Origin of the sequence: Erwinia sp. E602 (genome assembly GCF_018141005.1) — a bacterium.
Classification (GTDB): domain Bacteria; phylum Pseudomonadota; class Gammaproteobacteria; order Enterobacterales; family Enterobacteriaceae; genus Erwinia.
Genome location: NZ_CP046582.1, coordinates 4,134,853 through 4,159,595, shown reverse-complemented (window position 1 = coordinate 4,159,595; position 24,743 = coordinate 4,134,853). Strand labels below are relative to the sequence as shown.

Genomic DNA, 24,743 nt, shown 5'->3' with positions numbered 1-24,743 from the left:
TGCGCTGTAGTCGCTCACTTCACCGCCGTACGGTGTGCGCGACTGTAGTCCGCTTCGCCACCGTACTGCCGGGCTGCCAGCCCACTGCGGATTTGCAGCCGTTGACCCGGTCAGCGATGGCCGGTGACGGGCCGCCGGGCGCGGCTTAACGCAGCGGGATCTCGGTGGTCTGCTTGATGGTCTGCATCGGCAGGTCGGTCTTTACGCTCTGCACGCCGCGAATGCGGGTCAGATACTCGGTCTGGAAGCGGCGATAGGCGGCCAGATCGGCGGTCATCACCCGCAGGATAAAATCACAGTCGCCGACCATCAGATGGCACTCCACCACCTCCGGCATCGCCCGCACCTCACGCGAGAAGTGATCCACCGTATCGGCATCCTGGCTGGTCAGCCAGATGCGCACAAACACCGTCATCTCCATCCCCACCGCCTTCGGGTTGAGGATCGCCGCGTAGCGCTCGATGGCGCCCGCCTCCTCCAGCGCCTTCACCCGCCGCAGGCAGGGGGAGGGGGAGAGGCCGACTTTCTCGGCCAGCGCATTATTGGCGATGCGGCCATCCTTTTGCAGTTCGGCCAGAATCGCCCGATCGGTTTTATCCAGTTTTAACATCGTTTATGCCAGGGTTTTCATGAAGGGCGACATCATAACCTGAAGCGCGGTGCCGATGGATGAGTAAATCGATCGCGCCGCGCGGTAAAACACTTCATTTATGCTGAAGCGGCCTGCCGCTAATCACCGCAAATTCGCCTGCCGGAGATCGCCGATCGGCAAACTGACGCGATCGGTTGGCTGATTAACCATCGATAGCGACTTCGTTTAATAAAGTCGTAACATTATCATTTATCGTTACTTTTTCTCCCTCTCACTATTAAGTTCAGCGCCTGACTGCCGATAACTTCAGCAATTTTCCTCATTTTACGGATGATCCCTGCCATGTCGCTATTGAGTAATTTGTCTGTTTCCAGAAAGTTGCTGGTGGGGTTCGGCACCCTGCTGGCGTTTATCGTGCTGCTGTTTGCCGTTAACCAGTACAGCTACTCGACCATTAAAGGATCGATGGCGCGCACGGCGACGGTCAACGATCTCTACGACAGCAACCTGGCCATCGCCGGGGTGAATAAAAACTACGTCACCAGCCGCGATCCGCAGGCGATGAACGCCTATCGCGAACTGCAGGGCAGGATCGCCGCGATGATCGACAGCGTGGTGCCGGAAGATCTGCAGGGTGACCGCCAGGTGTGGGAGAAATTCGTCAGCCAGCAGCAGCACTACTTCAAAACGCACGCGGAGACGCTGGAAAAAACCGCCGTTGCCGGTGCGCTGGAACAGCTGGACGCGCAGCAGAAGCTGCTGCTGGACGACCTCAACGTGGTGCTGGCCGGCGAGATGGACCGCCTGGCCGCCGGGCTTGACCGCAACAACCTGATTTTCTCGCTGGTGGCGCTGCTGGCGGCGATCGCCGGCGTGCTGGTGATGCGTGCGATTTCGCGCAGCATTACGCGGCCGCTGGCCGAGGCGCTGGCGGGGATTGAAGCGAGCGGGCGCGGCGATATGACCACCGCGTTTAAGGAGCGCTATCACCGGGATGACGTTGGCGCGCTGCTGACTGGCCTGAAAAATACCGCGATTAACGTCAGCCAGATGCTGGGCCAGATCCGCAGCGGCGCCGGTTCGGTGGCCAGTGCCGCCTCACAGATCGCGGCGGGCAATCAGGACCTCTCCTCACGCACCGAAGAGCAGGCCAGCGCGCTGGAGCAGACCGCCTCGGCGCTGGGGCAGCTGACCGCCACGGTGGAAAACACCGCCGACAACGCCCGCCAGGTGCAGCGGCTGGTGGCGGAAGGGAGCGGCATTATGCAGCGCAACACCGCCATGATGCAGAAAACCACCGAACAGGTGCAGGGCATCCACCAGTCTGCACAGAAAATGTCGGAGATTATCAACGTCATTGAGGCAATCGCTTTCCAGACCAATATCCTTGCCCTTAACGCGGCGGTGGAAGCCGCCCGCGCCGGCGAGCAGGGCAAAGGCTTTGCGGTCGTCGCCGGAGAAGTGCGCAGCCTGGCGCAGAAGAGCGCCACCGCCGCGAAAGATATCAAAGCGCTGATCGACGCCTCGGTAACCCAGGCCGGAACCGGGCGGCAGCTGATTGAACAGACCGGTGCGGTGATCCGCGAGATGGTCGGCAACGCCGGCGACGTGGAACGGCTGATCAACGACATCGCCCGCGCCGCCCACGAACAGAGCGACGGCATCCGCCAGATTAACCAGGCTATCGGCCAGATCGACACCACCACCCAGCAGCACGCCGCGCTGGTGGAAGAGTCCGCCAGCGCCGCCCACGCCATGTCGGCACAGGCCGCGGTAATGGCGGAGCTGGTGGGCGAATTTAAGCTGCGCGAGAGAAGCGGTGACGCGGATGCGGGCCGATCGGCCGGGCCCGGCGCAGGGCGTAAGCCTGAGCTGAAAAGACCGCAGCCGGCGCTGATTGCGGCGAAGACCGGGGGCGGGGATGAGAACTGGAGTTCGTTCTGATTCATTACGCTAAAAGACTAATCAAGGCCCCTGTGGGGCCTTTTTTCATTTGCCTGCACACAGGAAGAGGCTGAACATGAATAACCAGCAGGTGCACGACTCTCTGCAGGCCCAGATGAGGGAGCTGGCGGCTAAACGTTAAGAGAGAGTTTGCGAACCTTTATCATCAATGAAGCGAAAATTTTGCTGTAACCGCTCTTCAATGTCTAAACTAGAACCAATATTCAATTTTTGAGCGTAGTTTATGGCAATCACCCGCCCCCCCTCACCTCCGTTGAGCTCAGACATCAGCATGGCGACGCTGACGCATTACAACCGCTATAACCGGCTGGTTGATGATAAAGGCCGCTATCTGCCGTTTGATGATTTTCAGTATCGTCTTGCGCCTGGCGACGATCCCGCGATGGCGTGGCACTTTACGCGTATGGCCCGCGACGCGGCCATCCAGCGCATTGCGTACCGCAACGAACGGGGGCAGCAGGCCGGGTTTAACCTGACGCAGAGCATCCTTGCCGCGCTGGAGCAGGTCGACAGATACACCACCCGCCCCGCCCTGGATGATATTCGCCGCCGCCTGAGCGCCAGCGGCGCAGAGCTGGCCCCGCTGCGGTTCAGTGAGGCCATCACCAGTTCACAGCTGGAAGGCGCGAACACCACCACGCTGGTGGCGCGGGAGATGCTCTCCAGCGGACGGCGCGCGCGCACGGAAGGCGAGCAGATGATCGCCGGTAACGCCCGGCTGATGAGTGAGATTGCGGAGCATCTGCAGCAACCCCTGACCGTGGATCTGATCCGCCACTTTCACGCGGTGGGGATGAGCGGGATTAATGACAAAACCTACACGCCGGGGCTGTTCCGCGAGACTGACGACGTGGTGATTGCCGGCCGGGACGGTGAGATTATTTATCGGCCACCGGCGGCAGACAGCATTCTGAGCCGGCTGGAGGCCGTCTGCGCCTGGGCTAACGAATCGACCGACTACGTTCACCCGATGATCCGCGCCAGCATCCTGCACTTTATGATCGCCCACGAACACCCGTTCCGCGACGGCAACGGCCGCACCAGCCGCGCGCTGTTCTACTGGTTTATGCTCAGGTCGGGTTACGAGGCCTTTCGCTACCTGTCGATCAGCAGCCTGCTGCACAACGCGCCGGTACGCTATGCGCACAGCTACCAGTACACCGAAACCGACGGGATGGACCTGACCTACTTCCTTGATTATCAGGCCACTATCATCACCCGGGCGGTTAACGGACTGCTGGAACATATCGACTCGCTGGTCAATCGCCGCGCCGCGCTGGACCGCCGCCTGTTCGAATCCGGCGCGCTCAGCCGCCTGACCCCGCGCCAGGTGACGCTGGTTAACGTGCTGTCAGCCACGCCCGGCAAAACCTTCACCGGCGCGGAAGTCGCCGAGGCGCTGGGCATCTCCCCACAAACCGCGCGGCGCGATCTGCGGGTGCTGGTGGGGGAGGGGCTGGTGGTGGCGGTTAGCGCGAATGAGCAGCTGGTGACTTACAGGGCTTTGTAAAAAAAGGTGGTGCCATCCAGCGTGCCCGCCGAGCTGCGTGCAAAGCCGGGGATATGGCCTGCCTCCTGATAGCCCAGCTTGCGATACAGCGTTGACGCCGTATCCCCCGTTCGGGTATCCAGTATCAACAGGGTGCGCTGATTAGCCTGCGCCTGTCGTTCCAGTTCGGCCATCAGCTGTTGTGCCACGCCACGCTGACGAAACGCCGTATGCACCATCAGTTTTTCCACCTCGGCGCGGTGGCTGCCGTTTTTCTTTCCGCAGTAGCTAATCTGCACGGCTCCGGCGATACGGCCTGCATCACGGGCTATCAGCAACGTGCGCCCCCCTTCAGCCAGATCGGCGGCAACCCCCTGCCAGTAGCGTTGTGCTTCTCCGGTTTCCAGCGGGGCGAGAAAGCCAACAGAGGCGCCGCTTTCCACGCAGTCGGTTAACAGGGATACCAGTTCGTTTAACTCGTTATGGCTGGCCGAGAGAGTGTTTAGTTGCTCGATTTGCATTTGCTCTTCCTTGAGGGGGAATTTGTTGGGATTGTGCGGAGTTCGCTGGTGAGGGATGACTGGTCGCTCGTTTCGAACCGCATGCCGTGGGATTAAGATTCGTTTTGCAGCAAAACTACGCTCATATTCCGAAATTTGGGCATACTTTTTTTGTATGACTTATTCATCCAGAGGCAAAGAGATACGCTGGAGGAGCGCTTTTCTGCCAGATTAGCGGGCAAGTCCAACGGCTTTCGCCAGTGCCAGGTTTTGTTTGAGTTGATGCTCTATTTTTTGCACGGAAGCACCCGTCTCAATTGCGGTTGAACTGGCAATGGCACGGCAGATTTGGGATTGGGTGATCTGACTCTTTGTGGTTTTTTTTGCCATGTTGCAAGCCTCGTTGGTTTAGTGCTGATTCTGGATCGGTGAGGTACGGTGCACAAGGCTTAATAGTTATGTAAACATCCTTGTTCACATTATCTGTTTACTAAGAAGATCATGAAAGCTAACTAATTCGATAAGATCCATCTTCCATCTTAGTTCCGTCCGTCTCAGCATCCCTTTCAAACATCATTTGAATACTCGTCTCCAAAACTTCTCCGCCAGGTTCAGATTGATCTTCTCTTAAAGCAGCCTGCAACTGTGAGATATCACCTGCACTGTCACCCATTGGCCAGAGCGCCGCGCGTGCCAGGTTTCTTTTGCGTGACATAAGTCCCTGGAGTAAGCAGTCGAAAGAGTGCTCCTGATAACCAGCGTGTATGGCCATCGGCATATGGATCTGAACCTGATGCCGTTGGCCGATGCGGTGCACGCGGTCATTACACTGTTCTTCTACTGCCGGGTTCCACCAGCGGGACAAGTGAATAACATGAGTAGCAGCCGTTAACGTTAAGCCTGTTCCCGCGGCTTTTGGACCAAGCACTAACAGATCGAAACCACGATCGTGTTCCAGATGACCCTGGAATCGTTTTACAATTTCATGTCGTTTCTTAATTGGCGTATCACCATTAATATGGTCAATACTTTCAAGGCCAAATTCCTGGCGGGCCAGCTCCATAAAACGGAATTGCATTTTTCGGTGTTCAATGAAAACCAGCACGCGTTCACCTTTCTCCTTGATACGATGCAGGATTTCAAAACAGGCGTTGAGTCGTGCTGACGCATCAATAAAGCTCTGATTGTCGCCACGCATTTCCATCGCAGGATGAACGGAAACACCGCGTATGTGCTGCAGCATTTTCAGTGCGGCACCTGCACCACCCTGTGAGAGTTTTAGCCTGGCTGTTTCGTAAGCAATTGCTTGCCCCTCAGGCATCAGGCGTGGATGAAGGAATCGTGTTTTTACTGGCAGCTCTTTCGCAACATCTTCTTTTAAGCGACGGAACGCTAAAGGCGGTAGCTGATTGCGAGATTCAAAGACCTGCTGATACAGTTGCAGCATATTCTGCTCATCAGGTGCGCTATAAATGGTATGGAATTCACGCTGTGTCTTCAGGGAACCAGGAGCCAGCTGATCCATAACCGCCCACAGATCCATCGTCGTATTCTCGATGGGTGTACCTGTCAGACCAATTCGGTAGCCAGCATTTATGGCACGAGCTGCACGGGCACGTAGTGAGTCAGGGTTTTTGATCGCCTGAATCTCATCAAAAACCACGGCCGAAAAGTGAATTCTTGCCAGGGAGTGCTGATAATTCGTCAGGGTGGTGTAGGTCGTTAATATCCAAAAACGATGACCTTTACCCTCACTGATTGATTCATTTAGCTGTCGAAAATTAAGAAGTGTATTGCCATCTTTTGTTTCGATACCCTTCGCATTGAAGTCCTTAAACTGACTCAATGATGAACCATATAATTTAAGTAAACAGCCGAGCCCTTCGCCATCAACGTGCTGTTTCACCTCAGCGCTCCAGTTTTCCAGCAGAGAAGTCGGGGCCACAATCAATACTGGGCCACGATCTTTATTGCTGGCTGTGCTGAGGTTATTGTTCTCTTTTAACCAGCGCAAAAAAGCAATGGTTTGCAGCGTCTTACCCAATCCTTGCTCATCTGCATTCAAAATGCCGGGCATGCCGGATTTCCACGACGAAAGTTGCAGGTTAAAGCTTTCCAGCTGATGTGGTCGTAACGCAGTTTTCACGCCAGCTGGCAGTTGATCACCAATAAACACTGGGCGTTCTTTACGGTTGGGCTGCCAGGATAATTCTTCGAAGTTGTCTTTAGTATCCAAAATAACCGTAGCGGGAGGAAGGTCATCTACTGCTGGATCATCTTCGTAACTGCTTTTTTCCGTAATGTCTTCCATCTCTTTAAGAGCAGCCAGGCGCTTTTCAAGTGCGCGTAACGTATCTTCTGAAGCATGAAGTGGATAAGAAGCAACCTCCACTTCACCCTGCAAGGCGTCTATAGCATCGCGAATCTGTTCGCAGACGCCCGCCAGCTCCCAGCTATCCATCGCATCTATAATTTTGGCGAGGGCATCAGGGATGACCTCCGGCAACCATACCGTTTCTGTGGTCATGGATGCGGAAACAGCTCCTTTGCGGTAATGCAAAATGCCTTTAACGCGCTCAGAATACTCAATGGTTTCGATAAATGCCGGACCTGCTGCGGCTTCAATCGCTTCCTCTTCTTCAGCATCATCGAGCCCTTCCAGCTTGCCTGATTGCCTCAGATACTTCTCGACAGCATCGGTGATCGCAGGTCGCGGGTTTTCGATAAATGCACGTCGCTCTTCAGGTGAAGACTTTTGCTTCTGCACCATGACATCAAGAATGGGGCGAACGCTTCGATCAATGACCAGATAGTTGCCCTCGCCAACGCGATAAGCGGAAAGTGCCCCTTGAGTTCTGACACGCTGCTGGAAACGACGTAAGGTTTGATGATTCAGTTCTCCCGCCGTTTCGCTAACCGCTTCTCCGTTATTTTCCAGTTCCTCTACGCTCCTGGCAGAGAAAGGGACGATCTCGAAATCGTCTGTGCCATTTTGGCTGGTGGAAATGGAAAAACGATCGGCAATACGGACTTCTAAACCCTGCATAAAGTCGGTCATTGAAACGCGAACGGCATCGATCTCACTGCCCATCTGGACGCCGGGATCGAGGGCCTGACGGAAGCGCGCCAGCGATTCCCAGTCGGACGCCTCTCCGCCGCCTTGTGTAAAGTTTTCAGCAACGTCAACGGCCTCCATCATCCACAATGGCAGCCGGCGGTAACCCTGGGATGTGGATAAAATTGATCCGGTTCGGCGTGGTAACTGGCGGACTCCGTTACGTAGCCACTCATGCTGGAGACGGAACGTCTCGCTGCCAATTGAACCCTCAATATCCGTTTTCAACGTCAAATCGACGAGAGGAGGCAGGCCAAGTGTCTGAGCCGTTTCTGAATCTAGCCGCCCTGCCAGTGAATGGCTCATGACAATAGCATCACCACTGATGTGCAGGGATTCTGAAAATTCTTCTGCCAGCGCTTTTAAATCGGCAACGGCGAAAGCTAAGGCGCGATCGTCATGGGTCAGTCCAGAGATTGTCGCAGATTGCTGTTTCTTTAACAGGCGACTAATGAAGCTCTGTTTTTCCACGGCAATACTGAGGGTAATTGCTTCTGCATTATGATCGAAGGTGAATGTCATGAAAGATGCCCAATTTGATTACGTACTTTGTCAGTCCAGCTCTGGCCGAGATGTGCAATGCGTGTTACGTCAGGAATGGTTTTAATTAAATTTGCATCGTATTTTTCCTGAAACAGGGCAGGTGCTTTTTTATCTTCACTTCTAAAAATATGGACTTTGTAAGTATGGGAACCTTCGACAACAATACATTTACCAATCTGCAGAATGAGCAATGAGGTATTATCCCGATAGCCTCCGGCAGTTTGACTGCCAAAATTCAGCGTTGAAGAATCTTTCATGGAACTTTTCATTTCTTTCGCTTTTCGAGATGCCATGTCACTAAATGCAACCCAGGCTGCCGTGATTTTGCCTTCGTTATAAAGCCCCAACCAAAATTTACGCCGTGGTTCCCACATATGGCTGTCTTCGACTTTCGATACGACATCGAGGAAGAACATAATATTCTCACGCGTCAGCCAATTGATGATTAGATTCCTGCAGAGCTCATCGACACTGCCCCATGCACCACCGCGACTCAGGCGCGGATCCCCGTAAAAATTCACAAGCGTTTCGGTCAGATAGCGCGACAATTCTTCATCAGGCTGTTTATGCACCCAGTGTGATAATAATGCGTTGATGGCTTCAGCTGCACCATTCATCAACGCGTTACTTCTTCCATCGGGTTTCAACCAGTCAAAAAGTTTCTCAATGGCGGATCTTTCCTGCAACTCTGGAGCGATCAACGCGATATACGCAATGTGAGCATATGACATCAACCCCGGATCGTGCGGCCGTGTAATGCCAAACTGCTTAAGCTCCTTCCAGGGGGAAGCCATGTTTACCATCTTTCCTGCCAGCGCCTGATGCGCCTGCTCAGCATCAAAGAATTCTGGTAACTGGCCAAGAACCTGTTTCCATTTATCGCTCATATGCACACTGGCAATATCCAGGCCGTTTTTTATTTTTTTTGTGTGTGCTGAACCCGGTTCGTAACTGCGGATATAGGCCGATATCATTGCAGAAATGAAGGATGGTGAATCCGTCACTATCGTTTCCCGCAGATAGAACGCCTGTAGTGCAGAAAAGTCATCCCGATCTCTGAACTCTTTATCGAAAACAATCGGTGCGCCTGAGCAGATCAATGACATCTTTACATCATCCCACAGCCAGTTCTCTACATAGCTAAGCAGCTTGCGTAGCACCTTTTCACGATCGCGTTCGGCAACCTCTCTCACCACATCGGGCCAGCGCTCGTGAATAGCATGAACTTTCGCTGACAGGCCTTTTGAGACGGGCAAAGCAGGCTGGAAAAGGGATGCTGGCTTTAGAAAGACATCGCTCAGTTTCATGGCGCACTCTTCTTTAAGGGGTCTATCAGGCGTTTGCGTATCTCTTCAATCTCAGCGGCATTAGCAGGTGTATGCATAATGATGCGAAGATCGATGCGACGATTCATCGCCATATTCTGCGGTGTGTCATTGGGCTGAACCGGTCGCATTTTTCCGTAGCCTGCCACAGAGAGCACCGGCTGCCTGCGCATATTAAAATGCGCGACCAGATTGGGTGCAGCAGAGAGCATGGTGGTGAAGGTGGTGATAGCACGGTTAGTCGAAAGATTCAGGTTGTAAACGTCTTCTCCCTTTGAGTCCGTATGCCCCTCTATCTGAACGGCTTCGATGATGGCAAATGAAGGGTTACAGCCTGGATTCCATCCTCCGTTCTGGCTGAAGGTGTAGCAGGGCAGGAGTGAGTTAAGCGTTTTCGCCAGCGCTTCAACAATATTTCGTTTGTCATCACTCAGCGTAAAGCTGTTACTGGTGAACAACCCCTCACCCTGGAAACGCAGTGTCCCTTCTTCCGGAACAACGTCGACCGGCAATTCAGGAAATGACCGCTTAAGGTTATTGCGCAGTTGGTACAGCAAATTGAGACGGGCAGCGGCCGCCTGTGACATATACTGCTCCAGAGGGTCGACCTGCTTCAATAATGCAACCTCGGCGCGCAGGTCTTCGATGGTTTTATCACGTGTCTGCACGGCCTGAACATATTCATCACGCGGTACGGTGTTTTTATCGTTGTAGCGGCTGGCAAAGAAAGCGAGCAGGATCATAACGATAAAAAGAAAACTTACCGTCATGTCCGTCATTGAGACAAAGACGGACTCTTCTTCCTCGTCATTTGAACGCTTGCGGCTGGCGCTGGCCCTCATGACATCCGTTCCTGTTTAGGCGCGAAGTTTTCAGCCTGATCGACAATACTCTGCATCGTGTCCAGAGCTGGCATTAGCTCAGCCTGCATGGTCTTCACATGATCAAAGAGCGTTTCTACCGATGTTGCGACCTGCTGTTGATAGTTATCGAACGCTTTACCCAGTTTCTCATCAATACTATCCAACCGTTCTCCCTGGCCGCCTAGCGCCGAAATCAAAGATTGCAGATTTTTCAGCGTAGATTCAATCGCACGATGCTGCCCACCCAGCGTTTCCTGTGCCGCTGATAGCGTCATCGCGGATTGCTCAGCGTTGGTTTTGGCTGCGCTGGCAATAGCGGAAAGGCTATTTTCACTGCTCTCGCGCAGTTGACGCGTGCTGACCTCAATCCGTTCAACCATCGCTCGTACTGGATTAGTTGCATCGGTTAATGACTGGGCCGAGATACGGAAACTGCCGGATGCATTTTCTGAGGCGACAGCCCCTTCTTTTATTCCGTCAGAAGCACGACGTAAGGCCGTGCTGGTTTCTGTCAGCATCTCTGTTACGCCTTCAAGCTTTTCCGCAATGGTTGAAAGCGGTGAGAGCAATTCGCTGCTCGCTTTCTGTGTCATCAGGTCTGTCGCTTTGCTGATTTCCCCAGCCGTGTGACTAAAAGCACCCAACACCTGAGTTGCTGCCATGTCAATTGCCCCGCTGGCCTGAGACGCCGATTCTGACATACGCGCGTGCGCCGCTTCTGCACCCTGTTTTGCTGCAGTTTCCAGCTCGGTGCGAATACCCAGTGCAGCAGCCTTCATATCCGCAGCGGCTTCACCCATAGCACGTGCGCCATCACCGGTATTATCCCGGATGCCTTGCAGGGTGGTGTTCATGGTTGCCAGCAGGTTTTCGGCACCCTGATTAAACGCTGTGGTTGCCGTTTCTGTTGTTTGCTGCATACCTTCACGCAAAGTTTCAACCGCCTGACCCAGGCGCCCAATCGCGCTCTCCATCTCGTTACCCATTTTTCCGGAGCTTTGATCCATACGCTCCGCCAGCAGTTTAATCTGATCCCCTGCCAGGGAAATACGTTCGCTGGCTTGAGCCAGGGCCCGGCCGACATCTTCAGAGAAGCGCGAGGAGAGGTTTTGCACCATTTCTCCAACGCCATCATTGCCCATCCGGCTCACCTGCTGGATGACGGGAGTAATCGCTGCGCTGATTGATTCAGATATCGCTCTGGGCAGATCTTCGCGAAGTGGGCGTCCAATCTCCGCCACCATTTCCAGGCCAAGCTTGCGAAAATGCTCGCGGCTTTCAATTGTCGCCTTAAGCTGGCGAATCGAGAGATCTTCCAGGCTGATAAAGGTCAGACGTTTTTCAATCAGACTGTTAAGGCTGTGTACGGCGTTTTCCAGCTGCGTCGTTCCCCGACGCAGCCCTATAGTAAAGACGATTGAACAGCACAGGCCTGTCAGCGACATGATGAATTTAGCGGAAGCTATAGTCAGCAGCCCTTCCAGCGCTGAACTGCCGCCATCGTCCAGAGAGGTGCTCATCGAGTTAAGCGCGGAAATCAGACCGAGGAAGGTCAGTGACAGACCAACCGTCACGAACAGACCGGGCACAATGCGCCAGAAACCCTGCGTGAAGTGCAAATCGTCGAGATTAAAAAACTGACTGGGGCGAACCGCATTGCGTACGATCGTATCACCGTCCCGATCGTCAACAACGTGGGTTTCGCGATATTCACGCCAGGCGTCGGCCACGTTTTTCTGCTCTTCAGTACCTTGCAGGCCAGCAATACCAAAATCCACTTCATCGATATGCTGGCTGAATTCCCTCTCCTGTTCGGGCGAGCGTGCAATGATGGCATGAATGCCATTCAGGGCTGCCCGGCGGCGCTTAACTAGCCGTCGCCACTGTACAACCGCACCGCAGAGGACAACGACCAGTAAAATAGTCATATAGCCGGGAACGGGATCATACTTAAGCCATGAAGCGAGGAACAAAATGCCGTCGCGTACCAGAATGCCAGGAGCCGCTAAAAATTCCATCTTCTACACCATCAATCACTTAAAAGGAGGGTTTTTTCTTTTGAGATTACTCTAATGGATTTCTTTGTCTTTATCTATAATCCGCTATTTCAACTTGTCTTTATGGCAGGTTTTTATTTTTTTATTTTAAATCAGAAGATTATGACTATGTGGTAGGATTTGATTCTTCAGTGGAATTTGACTTATAAGCTTTTCTGTCTTGTGTTCGTAGATGTATCGCTCTTATACACACATTTGTAGCTTGTGCTCACGCATTGCAGATTGCGAACAATACCCGTGAGCAAGCCATGCTGGGCGATTTTCCGAAAGCGATTGACGATGCGGTCATGGATAGCAATGACGCGCATCAGGATATAATGGCGCAATATCTTAACAATCCTGAGATCGCCAGAGGCTTTGCCCGAGTTGTATTCGACAGGTTGAAAGGTTCATAAGGAGTCAGGAGCTGATTGTGGCCCAATGATTTAGCCATTGTCAGCCGTGATATCCCTGCCGCCATTTTGCCGCCACTCAGAACGCACCAAAAAAAAGCCACCCTCTAAAGGGTGGCTTAATATTCTGATTCTAAAGCTAAAATTTGGTGGCCCCAGCTGGACTTGAACCAGCGACCAAGCGATTATGAGTCGCGTGCTCTAACCAACTGAGCTATGGGGCCTGAGACGCAGGATTATAAAGTAACTGAGCGATGCGATCCAGCGTTTAGCAGCCAGATGATGCTTTTTAAGGTAAAAACGTGCGATTGAAACGGGTTAGATTTCAACCGCTTCTACCGTTTCCGACACGGACTACAGTTGTCACAGCCCACAGCCTGCATCCTACAGATCACTCCCATCGTCACCATCGTCACAGCCACAGCCACAGCCCCGCCCATTATTGTTGGTTGCTGTCACCATCACCATTCCGATACCGCGAAGCGGGCTGGCTGAGCGACAGGTCGGGCAGCAGCGCGCCGCGTGCGGCGTCGAACGCCTGCCAGTTTTCCAGCCGCTCCAGCGACGGAATGGTGACGCTTTCACCCAGGTCCAGACCGGCCAGCGCGGCGTCGACCAGCGTTTCCACTTCCATAATCATCTGCGGTGGGATGTTGTCCAGCGACTGGCCGGCGCGGTCAAATATCTCGGTGCGGGTAATACCCGGCAGCACCGCCTGCACCTGCACGCCGTGCGGGCTGAGCGTCTGCGTCAGCGAGCGGCTCAGGGTCAGCACGAAGGACTTGCTGGCGTTATAGGCGCCGTTGGCCTGTTCATGCACCAGCGCCAGCACCGAGGCGACGTTAATCAGCGTTCCCGCGCCGCGCGCTCTGAAGGCGTTGCCCGCCGCGTGGGCGAGGCGGGTGGGGGCCAGCATATTCAGCGTCAGCATGCTCTGCACCCGTTCAATGTCGCTGTCGAGGAAATCCCCCTCCACGCTCATCCCGGCGTTATTGACCAGCAGGCTGATGCTGGCGTCATCGCGCAGGCGCTGCCCGACTGTCGCCAGATCCTCCGGGCGGGTCAGGTCCGCCACCAGAACCTGGCAGCTGACGCCGTAGTCGTGCGCCAGTTTTGCGGCGAGCTGTTCCAGCCGCTGGCGATCGCGGGCGATCAGCAGCAGATCGTAGCCGCGCTGTGCCAGACGTTGTGCGTAGGTGGCGCCGATGCCGCTGGATGCGCCGGTGATCGCTGCTGTGCCTTGCTGAGTCATGGGTCTCTCCTGAATATGATGGTTATCATTTTTGCCTGTGGCTTAATATGATGGTCATCATATTGAATGTCAATACGCGGCTGCGGTTGAATATGACGGTCATAATAATTACTCTGATAGCTCCGCCCTGTCAGGCATACAGCAGGTGAACAATGTCAGAGACCAGCCACAAACAACGCACCCGTCAGCGCATCCTTGAGGAGGCGGCGGCGATTATGCGCGTCGTCGGTACGGAAGGGATTGGCGTTGCGGCGCTGATGAAGCGCGTCGGGCTGACCCACGGCGGGTTTTATGCCCATTTCAGCTCGCGTGACGATCTGGTGGCGCACGTTATCGACCAGATGTTTAGCGACGCTGCGCAGAGTCTGCAGGGGCTGTCTGCCGCCGGTTCCGCCGCTGAAAGGCTGCGGATGCTGATTGACCTGTATCTCTCGGACGTGGCGCGCACCGGGCCGCAGGCCAGCTGCCCGCTGCCGTCGCTGGCGGGGGAAGCGGGGCGTCTGCCGGAGGCGGCAAGAGAGCGTTTCGATCTCGGTATTCAGGCGCTGGAAGAGCTTCTGGCGAGGGAGATTGCCGGGCTGGGGCTGGCTGACCCTAAGCGGCAGGCGCGTTCGGTGCAGGCGGAGATGATTGGCGCGATGGCGCTGGCGCGCGCCATCCCGGATGACCTGCGCGCAGCCGAACGGCTGGCCGACTCGCGGCTGGCGCTGCGCCAGCGGCTGGGGATCGCAGATTAAATCACATCGGGACGCATCATATACTCCGCGCTGAACCCTACAACCTACTCGCTACCTGTAGTCTGTGTTGTATCAGCGGCAGGTGATTGATTTAAACACGTCCCTGTTATCGCACTCATTCCCCAGGCCCGCGATACACCGCACACCCCCAGTGGCGACGGCCGGGCTTCTCCCCCTGCCAGCCGCGCTTACGCAGCTCCCGCGCGATCAGCCGGTTCATTACCCCATGCCCTACCAGCAGCACGTCACCCTGGGTGGCGTAGTCGGCCAGCTTATCCGCCGCGCGGGCGGCACGCGCGCAGGCAGCCTTGTACGACTCAGCCTGGCGGGCGTAGCCGCACAGCCACAGCAGGCGCAGCAGCACCAGCCACAGCACCGGCGGCAGGGCGGGGAAGCGCAGCGGCGGCACCGGCAGTTCGGCCTCGCGGTAGAGGGTGGCGACCTCCTGCGCCTGTCTGCCGAGCGCCTTCAGCGAGGCGCGGGCACGCGGCAGCGGGCTGCACACCAGGATGCCGGCCTGCTGAGCGGCCTGCAGGCTGGATGCCGGTGGCTGGTCGCAGATGCCGGCGCGATCGTAGGCGATGCACCAGGCCACCATCTCGCCGCAGGAAAAGCGGCCGCTGGTCGGGTGGGCGGACTTGCCGTGGCGCATCAGCGTAATGGTCATGGTTATTGGTCCGTTAGCGACAAAGGCAAAGAGCTTAACGGTTGGGGAGTGGGATGACAAACCCCAAAACTAACCCGTTGTTCTGCGTAGCCGTAAATCCGATCGCTGGCGAAACAGCCCCGCCATCCACTTCCGGCATACCCAAAAAAACGCCGCAGTTTTCCTGAACTGTCATCTGGCTGAAATCTGTGCGGGGTACAACGTGCGTGCAGCGGCCGGGGGCGGCGGGGAAATTTGCCTTAAACAGGGGCATTTCCCCGCAGCAGGAAAAAAATGCATATTTTTCACGCAGATCATTGCATTGATTTTATTCGTTTTTCCCGTTTTCCGTTGTTGTGAATGTCAAGAAAAACTGATCATTACCCTCTTGCTGCCTTGATTTATCTACACGCGTAGATACAATAGTGGCGTAGTGAAAATTCACGGTGCCGGAGGGTTAATCGCGGCGTGAAGGTTAAGAATTTGTTTCGCGTTACTTATATGACTGGCTAATTATAAAGCCGGCAGACGCGTAGCGGATATGTGTTCCAACACCAGGGAACCTTACTTTCACCTTTCGTCGTAATGATTGAACCAGTCCTCTCACTGGCACCTTTCCCGACGGGAAGCGGTGGTGCCAGCGGCAGGGCGAACCGTACTTCTCACATCAGGGATACTTTTCATGTCTACACCTCAGCACGTTGCGCAGGAAGCAGCATCGCCGGCCGGTTCGGCGGCAGATGAACGTTTAGCCACCCCGGAAGGCCGCAAGGATTTCTGGCGGGCCACCTTCTCCTGCTGGCTTGGCACGGCGATGGAATACGCCGACTTCGCACTCTATGGTCTTGCCGCCGGTATTATCTTCGGCGACGTCTTCTTCCCCAACGCCACCCCGGCGATGGCGTTACTCTCCAGTTTTGCTACCTGGTCGGTTGGCTTTGTTGCCCGCCCGATCGGCGCGCTGTTCTTCGGCTGGCTGGGTGACCGCAAAGGCCGCAAGGTGGTGATGGTCTCCACCATTATCCTGATGGGCCTCTCCACTACCTTAATCGGTCTGATCCCCAGCTACGCGTCAATTGGCCTGTGGGCACCGGCCTGTCTGGTGATCCTGCGCTTCAGCCAGGGCTTTGGTGCCGGTGCGGAACTCTCCGGCGGTACGGTGATGCTGGGGGAATATGCCCCGGCGCAGCGTCGTGGCCTGGTGTCGTCGATTATCGCCCTCGGCTCGAACAGCGGTACGCTGGTGGCGTCGCTGGTGTGGCTGGCGGTGCTGCAGATGGATCAGCAGTCGCTGCAGGAGTGGGGCTGGCGTATCCCGTTCCTCTGTAGTTCGCTGATTGCGCTGGTGGCGCTGTGGATCCGCCGCAACCTGCGCGAAACCCCGGTGTTTGAGCGTAAACAGGCCGAAGTGCTGGCGCAGCGTCAGCAGGTGCTGTCCCGCCCGCCGGTGGCCGACACCCGTGGGTTCTGGCGCCGCAGCCGCGCCTTCCTGGTGATGGTCGGCCTGCGCATCGGTGAGAACGGCCCCTCCTATCTGGCGCAGGGCTTTATTATCGGTTACGTGGTGAAGGTGCTGGCGGTGGATAAATCTGTCGCCACCACCGCGGTGTTTATCGCCTCGCTGCTTGGCTTCCTGATTATTCCGCTGGCCGGCTGGCTGTCGGACCGCTTTGGCCGCCGCATTACCTACCGCTGCTTCTGTCTGCTGCTGATCCTCTACGCCTTCCCGGCCTTTATGCTGCTCGACTCGCGTGAGCCGGCGATCGTCATCGCCACTATCGTTACCGGGATGGGGCTGGCCTCGCTGGGGATCTTCGGCGTGCAGGCGGCGTGGGGCGTGGAGATGTTTGGCGTGCACCACCGCTACACCAAGATGGCGACGGCGAAAGAGCTGGGATCGATCCTCTCCGGCGGCACCGCGCCGCTGGTTGCCGCCGCGCTGCTGGCCTGGACCGGCCACTGGTGGCCGATCGCCGCCTACTTTGCGCTGATGGCCTCGGTTGGCTTCCTGACCACCTTTGTTGCCCCGGAAACCCGTGGTCGCGATCTCAACGCGCCGGAAGATGCGATCTGAGGGCGAACGCAGGGGGGGAGTTAAGCTGGCCGGGGTTTTCCCCGGCCAGCTTTGTTGTTTTCACAAGGAACTGATAATTGGATAAACCTCTACCCCGACGCGCCACCCGCGCCGATGTTGCCCGCGAGGCCGGAACCTCGGTTGCCGTGGTCAGCTATGTGGTGAATAACGGCCCGCGCCCGGTAGCACCGGCCACGCGGAAGCGGGTGCTGGCGGCGATTGAAAAAACCGGTTATCGCCCGAACAACGTGGCGCGGGCGCTGGCCTCCGGCACCAGCAAGACCTACGGTCTGGTGCTGCCGAATGTCAGTAACCTGTTCCTCGCGTCACTGGCGCATGCGCTGCAGCAGGAGGCGCTGGCGAACGATATGGTGATGCTGCTCGGCGACTCCGGCGACAGCCGCCAGCGCGAGCTGCAGCTGCTGAATACCCTGCTCAGCCAGCAGGTGGACGGGCTGATCTACATCAGCGTCGACCGCCACCCGTGGATCGAACTGCTGCAGGAGAGCGGAACACCGTTCCTGATGCTGGACAGCGTCGATCCGGCGCTCGGCGTCAGCGTACTGCGGGTGGATGAGCAGGCGGCATCGCGCCAGCTGACCGCGCACCTGCTCAGCCACGGCTATCGGCAGGTGGGCATCGTCACCGGCCCGCAGGAGATGCTGAATACGCAGGAGCGGCTGACCGGCTGGCGTGAAGCGCTGGCCGATGTGGGTCTGCAGGAGAACCCGGCGTGGATGTATACCGCCCCCTTTACCCGCGAAGGCGGTTATCAGGCGGCGCAGCAGATGCTGCAGGGGCAGACCCGGCCACGGGCGCTGTTTACCTCCAACGAAGCGCAGGCGATCGGGCTTATTCGCGGGCTGGCCGAGCAGGGCCTGCGGGTACCGGAGGACGTGGCGCTGGTCTGTTTTAACGGTACCGGGCTGGCCGCCTTCCAGGTACCGTCCCTGACCTGCGCGCGTCAGCCGGTGGAAGAGATGGCCAAAGCCGCTATCAGCATGCTGCGCGGCTGGAAAGGTAAGCCCACGCTGCGTGAGTTCTCTCACCGGCTGGAGCCTGGTGAATCCTGTGGCTGCCAGTCAGCCCGAAAAGATGATAACGATAAATGAAACGCATAATTATTGATTGTGACCCAGGAAATGGTATTGCCGGTGCTAACGTCGACGACGGGCTGGCCATCGCGCTGGCGCTCGCCGCGCCGGAAGTGAAGCTGGAGTTGATCACCACGGTGGCGGGCAATACGCCCAGCCAGCAGGGTTTCAACGTGGCGAAAGATCTGATCGAGCGCCTTGGGCTGTCGGTGCCGGTGGTGAAGGGGGCGGACGCCGCGCTGGCGGAGCCCGTCGAACCCTGGCGTCAGGCGCTGGACGGGCGGGTGGATAACACCCCTCAGGCAGAACTGTGGCGCGGTGTACGCCAGCCGCAGCCGTTCAGCGCGCCGGATATTGACGCCGCCGATGCCATCGGCCAGCTGATCTGTGGCAATCCGGGAAAAATTACCCTGGTGGCGATCGGACCGCTGACCAACGTGGCGCTGGCGCTGGAGCGTTATCCGGAGATGGCCGAATCGGTGCAGGAGATCGCCATAATGGGCGGAGTGTTTGCGCTGGACGACTATATCAAGGACACCAACTTCGGCATCGATCCGGAGGCGGCGCAACGGGTGCTGAGCAGCGGGGCGAATATCACCCTGGTGCCGATGGACGTGACCAGCCAGACGCTGCTGACCCATCAGGATCTCAACCGCATCGCGACCATCGACACGCCGCTGGCGCGCTTCGTGACCGAGACGCTGCGGCCGTGGATTGATTACTCGATCCAGGTGCGGCAGCTGCCCGGCAGCTGGATCCACGACGCGCTGGTAGTAGCCTGGCTTCTCAATCAGCAGGTCGCCACCGCCGCCGATTTCTACGTTGAGGTGGAGCTGCGTCCGGGGATGACGCGCGGCAAGTCATGGCGTTTCCGCCCGCCGCTGCGGCTGGACGTGGGCATTACGCCACCGACCGGCGGGCTGATCCACGTGCTGCAGACGGTGGATAACCAGCTGCTGGTGGCGATGCTGGAACGCTATCTGGCAAAGCCGCCAGGCTGACCAGCACACGTAAATCGCCGTTCACCGCGGTAACAAAAAGGGCGGCGCATCATAAATGCGCCGCCCTTTTTTATGGCTGGTGCGGTCGGCAGATTATTTTGCCGTCGCTCTGCGCCAGCGCCACCCGTCAATCACCAGCAGCACCAGCAGGCTGATGCCCATCACCGGCAGGCTGAACGCGACGATCGCGGTAACCACCAGCAGCAGGAAGCGGGGGCCGGTCGACAGCGGCTGCCAGCAGCCAGCCAGCGTATCCAGCGGCGACAGGCGCCCGCTCTGCGGACGCCTAAGCCACCACATGCGGTAACCGATGATAATCATCAGGCAGAGCCCAAGGCCAAAGGCCGCCATCGCCAGCTGGTTCGCCAGGCCAAACAGCACCCCCATATGGGCGTCCACCCCCCAGCGCGTCAGTCTGGCCAGCAGGCCGAAATCCTTAAACTCCACCTTATCCAGCACCCGGTTGCTGTTCGGGTCGACCGCCACGCTGTCGACCTGTACCGGCCAGCGATGGTCGATCTCGCCGACCTTCCAGCCTTTGTCGGCGGTGTAGGATGGGCGGATCTCCAGCTTCGCGGCGTCAATGCCGGCGGCGCGGGCGGCGGCCAGCACGCTGTCAAACTGGGCCGGATCCACGCGCGCAGCCTTAACCCCGGCTGGCATGTTCATCACGTGGCCGTTGTGCGCGGCGTGTTCATCGTCGCTCATATTCATCATCGCTGCGGTGGGCTGCAGCGCGGTGTTGACCGACGGGGTCAGCCAGCCGAAGTGGGCGCGCATCTGTGAAATATTGTCCCCCGCCCAGCGTGACCAGGTGAGGCCGGTGGCCGAGGTAAACAGCATCCCGGCCAGCAGCAGCAGGCCGAGGGTAACGTGGCGGCGGCGCTGGCGGGCGGTCTGCTGTGCGCGGGTCGGTTTACCCTGCGTCGCTCTGAGCCGCGGCGTGCGGCTGGTGGCCCACAGCAGCGCGCCGCCCAGCGCGGCAATCCACAGCCAGCTTGCCGCCAGTTCGCTGTAGTGGCGGCCAAAATCGCCCAGCAGCAGGCTGCGGTGCAGGTTATCCAGCGTGGTGCGCAGCGGCAGGATGCCGCTGGTGCCGTACACCGTCAGCGTGCCTTTGATCGCCAGGGTTTTCGGGTCGATAAACACCGCCAGCGTCTCTGACGCGTTCAGTTCGGGGCGCGAGAACATGACCCGGGTGGTGTCACCGTCGTATGGTGCGGGGCGCACCGCGGCGATGCGCGCATCCGGCCCCATCAGCCGGGTCGCCTGCGCCACCTGATCGGCCAGCGGGTGGTCGGGGCCGCTGGCGGTGGTAAACAGCTGGTCGCGGTAGAGCATGTTTTCCAGCTGCGGCGTCAGCACGTAGAGGGTGCCGGTCAGCGCCGCCATAAAGATAAAGGGGGCGATAAACAGCCCGATATAAAAGTGCAGACGGCGCAGCAGCGGCAGCACGCTGCTCTGGCTGCGGGTGGCCAGCGCGATGGCTGGCCCGTGTTGTTCAGACATGATTATTCCTTCCGCCCGGATAACAGGCATAAAACCCCGGCCGTGGCAGGGCCACGACGCAAAAAAGCGCGATTCAGATCGGATTAGTGAACGGCGGGCGGGGCGCGCGGATGGAAGAAGCGGGGAACAAAACGGGCGACCACGGCCTGAACCAGCGGCACGGCCGGGGGGGCGGCGCTCTGCCGCAGGCACCACAGCAGGGAGAGTACGGTCAGCGTCAGTGCCAGGTGGATCAGCAGCACGCAGTAGCCGCAGGCGCTGTCATCCATCATCGACATCGGGTGATGGAACGGCATCATCATGCCCATCGCCATCATCGCACGGTGTTCTGCTGCGGACATCTGATGCGCGGGGCTACGGGGCTCAGCGTCAGATGCCTGATGTGTTGCGGTACTGTGCCCGGAAGAGCTGTGCTCAGCAGGTATTGGGTGTGAAGAAACGTGGTACTCAGCGGCAGTCATCGGGTATGACGTTGCGCTGTGCTCAGCGGCAGTCATCGGGTGTGAAGCCGCGTTGTGCTGACTGGCGGATATCAGATGCGCCGGCTTACTATCGTGATCCGTATCCGGTCGATGTGGTCCGCTGGCATGGCCGCCAGCGCCAGTGACCGTGCCAGTGACCGTGGCTGACGACGCAGCGCGATCGTCGTTCATCGTCATCTCATCGCCACGCAGCTGTGCCAGTGATTTGGAAATCACCGGGGCAACAAACAGCAGCAGTACGGCCATCAGCGCCAGCCAGGCGGCTGCGCGGCTGCGGGTGGCCGAAAATGAGATCAGTGACACGCCAGTCCCTTCAGTAGCAAATGCCGGGGGATTGTACCCGAAAGCTTCCGGCAAGGGGTACAGCAAATCCACATAACGTCTGCCGTTTAAAGGGGCTTAAAGAGGTAAAAACGCCGGGACTGCGGCGGAGGAAATAATCACCGCCGGGCATTATTATTCGCGTGAAATAACCACGGATAATAAGCGGAAATATTAACGTCTGCGCTGCAACATTGCCGGTCAGGGGCGGTTGTGCCGGTGATTCGGCGCGGGCCGTTCAGCAGGTTAAGGCCATGTTTTAAGATATTTCTGTATATTACAGTTTAGCTCAGGTTATGAACGAGCGTTCAGGGGTATCATTTTTTTTGCTGCGAATTTTTTACCAGTCACTTGTTTTTATTTGTTTTTTTTATTTATCGATCTTATGACTGTTGCGCTCTCCCTCCCATCCGCCCGCCGCTGAATTGTCAGTAAATTGTCAATAAAACGTAAGTTTAAGAACATTCCTGGTAAGCGAGGCGATAAGGTATCCGGCAAACACCCATACCCGTTAATAATTAGACTCAGGGCATCACTATGCTACGGAATGCGTCTGTCAAGTTGCGGATACCCCCTGTCCGCCTTAGCCAGCTGGCTGCACTGTTATTATTTCACACCGCCGCCTCTGCCGCGGCCGACGTGGATCGCAACCTGGGTAATCAGCAGCAGATTAACCAGCAGGAGCGCCAGCGCGCGGCCGAACGCCAGCTGGCCCCGACAGCGCCCGACGTGCGCCTGCAGGCGCCTGGCAGCTTCTTCAGTACGCTGACCTTCCCCAGCGAGCAACCGTGCTTCGCGCTGCAGCGCGTTGAGCTGAGCGGCACCGACGCATTCCCGCACTGGCTGCCGCTGCAGAAGCTGGCTGACCAGGCGCGCGGCCAGTGCCTCGGCGGCAAGGGCATTAACCTGCTGATGAGCGCGCTGCAGAACCGGCTGGTGGATCACGGCTACGTTACCGCGCGGGTGCTGGCACCGCCGCAGGATCTGAATAAGGGCACGCTGAAGCTGCTGCTGGTGCCGGGTAAGGTGCGAAAAATCGCCCTGACGCCGGACAGCGACCGCTACGTGCAGCTTTACAGCGCGCTGCCGGCGCGTGAAGGCGAGCTGCTGGACCTGCGTGATATCGAGCAGGGGCTGGAGAACCTGCAGCGGCTGCCGACGGTAAAGGCGGATATGCAGATCGTCCCCGGTGAGCAGCCCGGCGAGAGCGATATCAACGTTAAGTGGCAGCAGGATCGCCACTGGCGGCTTGGCGCCTCGCTGGATGACGCCGGTGACAAAACCACCGGCCGCTACCAGGGGTCGTTAACGCTGTCGGTGGATAACCCGTTCTCCCTGAGCGACCTGTTTTACGTCTCCGGCGGCCACGACCTGCAGTCCGGCGGCGGCAAGAGCAGCAAGAATTACCTCGCTCACTACTCGGTGCCGTTTGGCTACTGGATGGCGGGCGTCACCGCCAGCGACTACGACTACCGGCAGACCCTCGCCGGCCTTAACGGTGACATCAGCTATCGCGGCAAGAGCAAGTCGCTCAATTTCCAGCTCAGCCGCGTGCTGCACCGCAGCGGCAGCCAGAAAACCTCGTTTAGCTACGAGGTGCTGACCCGCGAAACCCGCAACTACCTGGAAGACACCGAAATCGAAGTGCAGCGCCGCCGCACCGCCGCATGGCGGCTTGGGCTGCAGCACCGCCACTACATTGGCGAGTCGACGCTCGACCTGGCGGCCAGCTATCAGCGCGGCACCCGCTGGTTCGGCGCGATGCCGGCCCCGGAAGAGAGCTTTGGTGAGGCCACCGCGCTGGCGAAAATCGTCCAGCTCTCCGCGCAGTACAATCTGCCGTTCCACCTCGGCGACCAGACCTTCCGCTACAACGTGCAGTATCAGCGCCAGATGACCCACGACGCGCTGACCCCGCAGGATCAGCTGGCGCTGGGCAACCGCTGGACGGTACGTGGCTTCGACGGCTACCGCACGCTGAACGGCGATGAGGGCTGGTTCGTGCGTAACGACATCGCCTGGCGCACGCCGCTGCCGAACCAGGAGCTGTACCTGGGTGCCGACTACGGCGAAGTGAAAAACAGCCGCGAGCTGCTGCCGGGCCAGCACCTGGCGGGCGGGGTGATTGGCCTGCGCGGCAACGCCTTCAACACCGGCTATGACCTGTTCGCCGGGGTGCCGTTCTCCAAATCCGACGACTTCGACACCAGCCCGGTCAGCCTCGGCTTTAACCTGAGCTGGGAGTACTGACCATGCGCGTACCGGTTAACGAGTTGCGGGTGATCTGCCCGCTGCTCGGCGGGAATTTCAGCGAGGCGGAGGTGCTGGGGGCCAGCAGCTGGCTGTGGATGCACTCAGAGCGGCACCGGCATATCCCGCTCAGCGCGCTGCCGACGCTGCTGCTGCCGGCCATCAAGCACCGCCAGTTTGCGCTGGCGCTGCGTGACGAGCAGCCGCTGTTCTTCCTCAGCTGGGCGTGGAAGGACGAGGAAGCGGAGCATCGTTACCTGACCCAGTCCGGCATTCACGTGCAGGAGCGCGACTGGCACAGCGGCGACCGGCTGTGGTTCCGCGACTGGATCGCACCCTTTGGCGAGATGTTTGCCCTGCGCCGTCTGGTGGGCGGCACGCTGTTTCCCCACCTCTGCGCCCGCGCGCTGGATCACAAAGGTGACCAGCGCGGCCTGCGCGTTAACCATTTTCGTGGCGATGCGGTATCGCATCAGGACTTTGACCGCTGGCAGCGCGAGACGCCGCTGGCCAGCCGTTAACTGAAGGGGATCCCC

General features: G+C 57.9%; 21 protein-coding genes and 1 tRNA gene. 9 read left to right on the top strand and 13 right to left on the bottom strand.

What is annotated here, in order from left to right:
• Positions 1 to 145 precede the first annotated feature (145 nt).
• A complete protein-coding gene (locus GKQ23_RS20675; protein ID WP_056235641.1) occupies positions 146 to 610 on the bottom strand; it encodes an Lrp/AsnC family transcriptional regulator in 465 nt (154 codons plus the stop codon).
• A 342-nt stretch (positions 611 to 952) separates the two neighbouring features.
• On the opposite strand from GKQ23_RS20675, the gene GKQ23_RS20670 reads away from it, so the two are divergent.
• Complete coding sequence (locus tag GKQ23_RS20670) at positions 953 to 2,536, top strand: methyl-accepting chemotaxis protein (RefSeq protein ID WP_249168440.1); 1,584 nt, start codon at positions 953 to 955, stop codon at positions 2,534 to 2,536.
• Positions 2,537 to 2,674: 138 nt separating this feature from the next.
• Here the strand turns inward: GKQ23_RS20670 and GKQ23_RS20665 are convergent, their stop codons facing one another.
• Complete coding sequence (locus tag GKQ23_RS20665) at positions 2,675 to 2,824, bottom strand: hypothetical protein (RefSeq protein WP_212411976.1); 150 nt, start codon at positions 2,822 to 2,824, stop codon at positions 2,675 to 2,677.
• On the opposite strand from GKQ23_RS20665, the gene GKQ23_RS20660 reads away from it, so the two are divergent.
• A complete protein-coding gene (locus GKQ23_RS20660; protein WP_212409313.1) occupies positions 2,781 to 4,067 on the top strand; it encodes a Fic family protein in 1,287 nt (428 codons plus the stop codon). The two genes, GKQ23_RS20665 and GKQ23_RS20660, sit on opposite strands and share 44 nt — an antisense overlap.
• Here the strand turns inward: GKQ23_RS20660 and GKQ23_RS20655 are convergent.
• From GKQ23_RS20655 to GKQ23_RS20630, 6 genes are all read right to left on the bottom strand, one after another.
• Positions 4,052 to 4,567, bottom strand: a complete 516-nt coding sequence (locus tag GKQ23_RS20655; RefSeq protein ID WP_212409312.1) for a GNAT family N-acetyltransferase — start codon at positions 4,565 to 4,567, stop codon at positions 4,052 to 4,054. The genes GKQ23_RS20660 and GKQ23_RS20655 overlap by 16 nt on opposite strands.
• Positions 4,568 to 4,777: 210 nt before the next feature.
• A complete protein-coding gene (locus GKQ23_RS20650) occupies positions 4,778 to 4,936 on the bottom strand; it encodes a hypothetical protein (RefSeq protein WP_212409311.1) in 159 nt (52 codons plus the stop codon).
• Between the two features lie 118 nt (positions 4,937 to 5,054).
• Complete coding sequence (locus tag GKQ23_RS20645; protein ID WP_212409310.1) at positions 5,055 to 8,183, bottom strand: DEAD/DEAH box helicase; 3,129 nt, start codon at positions 8,181 to 8,183, stop codon at positions 5,055 to 5,057.
• Complete coding sequence (locus GKQ23_RS20640; RefSeq protein ID WP_101505452.1) at positions 8,180 to 9,511, bottom strand: EH signature domain-containing protein; 1,332 nt, start codon at positions 9,509 to 9,511, stop codon at positions 8,180 to 8,182. The genes GKQ23_RS20645 and GKQ23_RS20640 overlap by 4 nt, the downstream gene beginning before the upstream one ends.
• Positions 9,508 to 10,371: an OmpA family protein gene (locus GKQ23_RS20635; RefSeq protein ID WP_101505451.1), complete on the bottom strand. Its 864-nt coding sequence runs from the start codon at positions 10,369 to 10,371 to the stop codon at positions 9,508 to 9,510. The genes GKQ23_RS20640 and GKQ23_RS20635 overlap by 4 nt, the downstream gene beginning before the upstream one ends.
• Positions 10,368 to 12,410: a hypothetical protein gene (locus GKQ23_RS20630; RefSeq protein WP_101505450.1), complete on the bottom strand. Its 2,043-nt coding sequence runs from the start codon at positions 12,408 to 12,410 to the stop codon at positions 10,368 to 10,370. The genes GKQ23_RS20635 and GKQ23_RS20630 overlap by 4 nt, the downstream gene beginning before the upstream one ends.
• Positions 12,411 to 12,664: 254 nt before the next feature.
• Between GKQ23_RS20630 and GKQ23_RS20625 the strand changes: the two genes are divergently transcribed.
• The gene (locus GKQ23_RS20625; protein ID WP_101505449.1) at positions 12,665 to 12,844 is read left to right on the top strand and encodes a hypothetical protein; all 180 of its coding nucleotides are present in this window, start codon (positions 12,665 to 12,667) and stop codon (positions 12,842 to 12,844) included.
• A gap of 144 nt (positions 12,845 to 12,988) precedes the next feature.
• Here GKQ23_RS20625 and GKQ23_RS20620 read toward each other — a convergent pair.
• Positions 12,989 to 13,065, bottom strand: a tRNA-Ile gene (locus GKQ23_RS20620).
• Positions 13,066 to 13,280: 215 nt separating this feature from the next.
• Positions 13,281 to 14,093 (bottom strand): SDR family oxidoreductase, encoded by an 813-nt coding sequence (locus GKQ23_RS20615; RefSeq protein ID WP_212409309.1) that lies wholly within the window; start codon positions 14,091 to 14,093, stop codon positions 13,281 to 13,283.
• A gap of 152 nt (positions 14,094 to 14,245) precedes the next feature.
• Between GKQ23_RS20615 and GKQ23_RS20610 the strand changes: the two genes are divergently transcribed.
• A complete protein-coding gene (locus GKQ23_RS20610) occupies positions 14,246 to 14,830 on the top strand; it encodes a TetR/AcrR family transcriptional regulator (RefSeq protein WP_212409308.1) in 585 nt (194 codons plus the stop codon).
• Between the two features lie 115 nt (positions 14,831 to 14,945).
• Here GKQ23_RS20610 and GKQ23_RS20605 read toward each other — a convergent pair whose 3' ends face one another.
• Complete coding sequence (locus GKQ23_RS20605; protein WP_056235748.1) at positions 14,946 to 15,497, bottom strand: histidine phosphatase family protein; 552 nt, start codon at positions 15,495 to 15,497, stop codon at positions 14,946 to 14,948.
• A 661-nt stretch (positions 15,498 to 16,158) separates the two neighbouring features.
• On the opposite strand from GKQ23_RS20605, the gene GKQ23_RS20600 reads away from it, so the two are divergent.
• From GKQ23_RS20600 to GKQ23_RS20590, 3 genes are all read left to right on the top strand, one after another.
• On the top strand, positions 16,159 to 17,550 hold the full coding sequence (locus GKQ23_RS20600; RefSeq protein ID WP_212409307.1) for an MFS transporter: 1,392 nt from the start codon (positions 16,159 to 16,161) through the stop codon (positions 17,548 to 17,550).
• Positions 17,551 to 17,627: 77 nt separating this feature from the next.
• On the top strand, positions 17,628 to 18,662 hold the full coding sequence (locus GKQ23_RS20595) for a LacI family DNA-binding transcriptional regulator (RefSeq protein WP_212409306.1): 1,035 nt from the start codon (positions 17,628 to 17,630) through the stop codon (positions 18,660 to 18,662).
• Positions 18,659 to 19,645, top strand: coding sequence for a nucleoside hydrolase (locus tag GKQ23_RS20590; protein ID WP_212409305.1), 987 nt, complete (start codon positions 18,659 to 18,661; stop codon positions 19,643 to 19,645). Before GKQ23_RS20595 ends, GKQ23_RS20590 begins: the two co-directional genes overlap by 4 nt.
• A gap of 93 nt (positions 19,646 to 19,738) precedes the next feature.
• Here the strand turns inward: GKQ23_RS20590 and GKQ23_RS20585 are convergent, their stop codons facing one another.
• Both GKQ23_RS20585 and GKQ23_RS23995 read right to left on the bottom strand, forming a co-directional pair.
• A complete protein-coding gene (locus GKQ23_RS20585) occupies positions 19,739 to 21,154 on the bottom strand; it encodes a PepSY domain-containing protein (protein ID WP_212409304.1) in 1,416 nt (471 codons plus the stop codon).
• Positions 21,155 to 21,237: 83 nt separating this feature from the next.
• Complete coding sequence (locus GKQ23_RS23995; RefSeq protein WP_249168438.1) at positions 21,238 to 21,939, bottom strand: DUF2946 domain-containing protein; 702 nt, start codon at positions 21,937 to 21,939, stop codon at positions 21,238 to 21,240.
• Positions 21,940 to 22,494: 555 nt separating this feature from the next.
• Here GKQ23_RS23995 and GKQ23_RS20575 point away from each other — a divergent pair.
• Together GKQ23_RS20575 and GKQ23_RS20570 are read left to right on the top strand one after the other, a co-directional pair.
• Positions 22,495 to 24,207: a ShlB/FhaC/HecB family hemolysin secretion/activation protein gene (locus GKQ23_RS20575; protein WP_056235763.1), complete on the top strand. Its 1,713-nt coding sequence runs from the start codon at positions 22,495 to 22,497 to the stop codon at positions 24,205 to 24,207.
• Positions 24,208 to 24,209: 2 nt separating this feature from the next.
• Positions 24,210 to 24,728 carry a toxin-activating lysine-acyltransferase gene (locus tag GKQ23_RS20570; protein ID WP_056235765.1) on the top strand — a complete coding sequence of 173 codons (519 nt, stop codon included), beginning with the start codon at positions 24,210 to 24,212 and terminating at the stop codon, positions 24,726 to 24,728.
• The last annotated feature ends 15 nt before the right edge of the window (positions 24,729 to 24,743 follow it).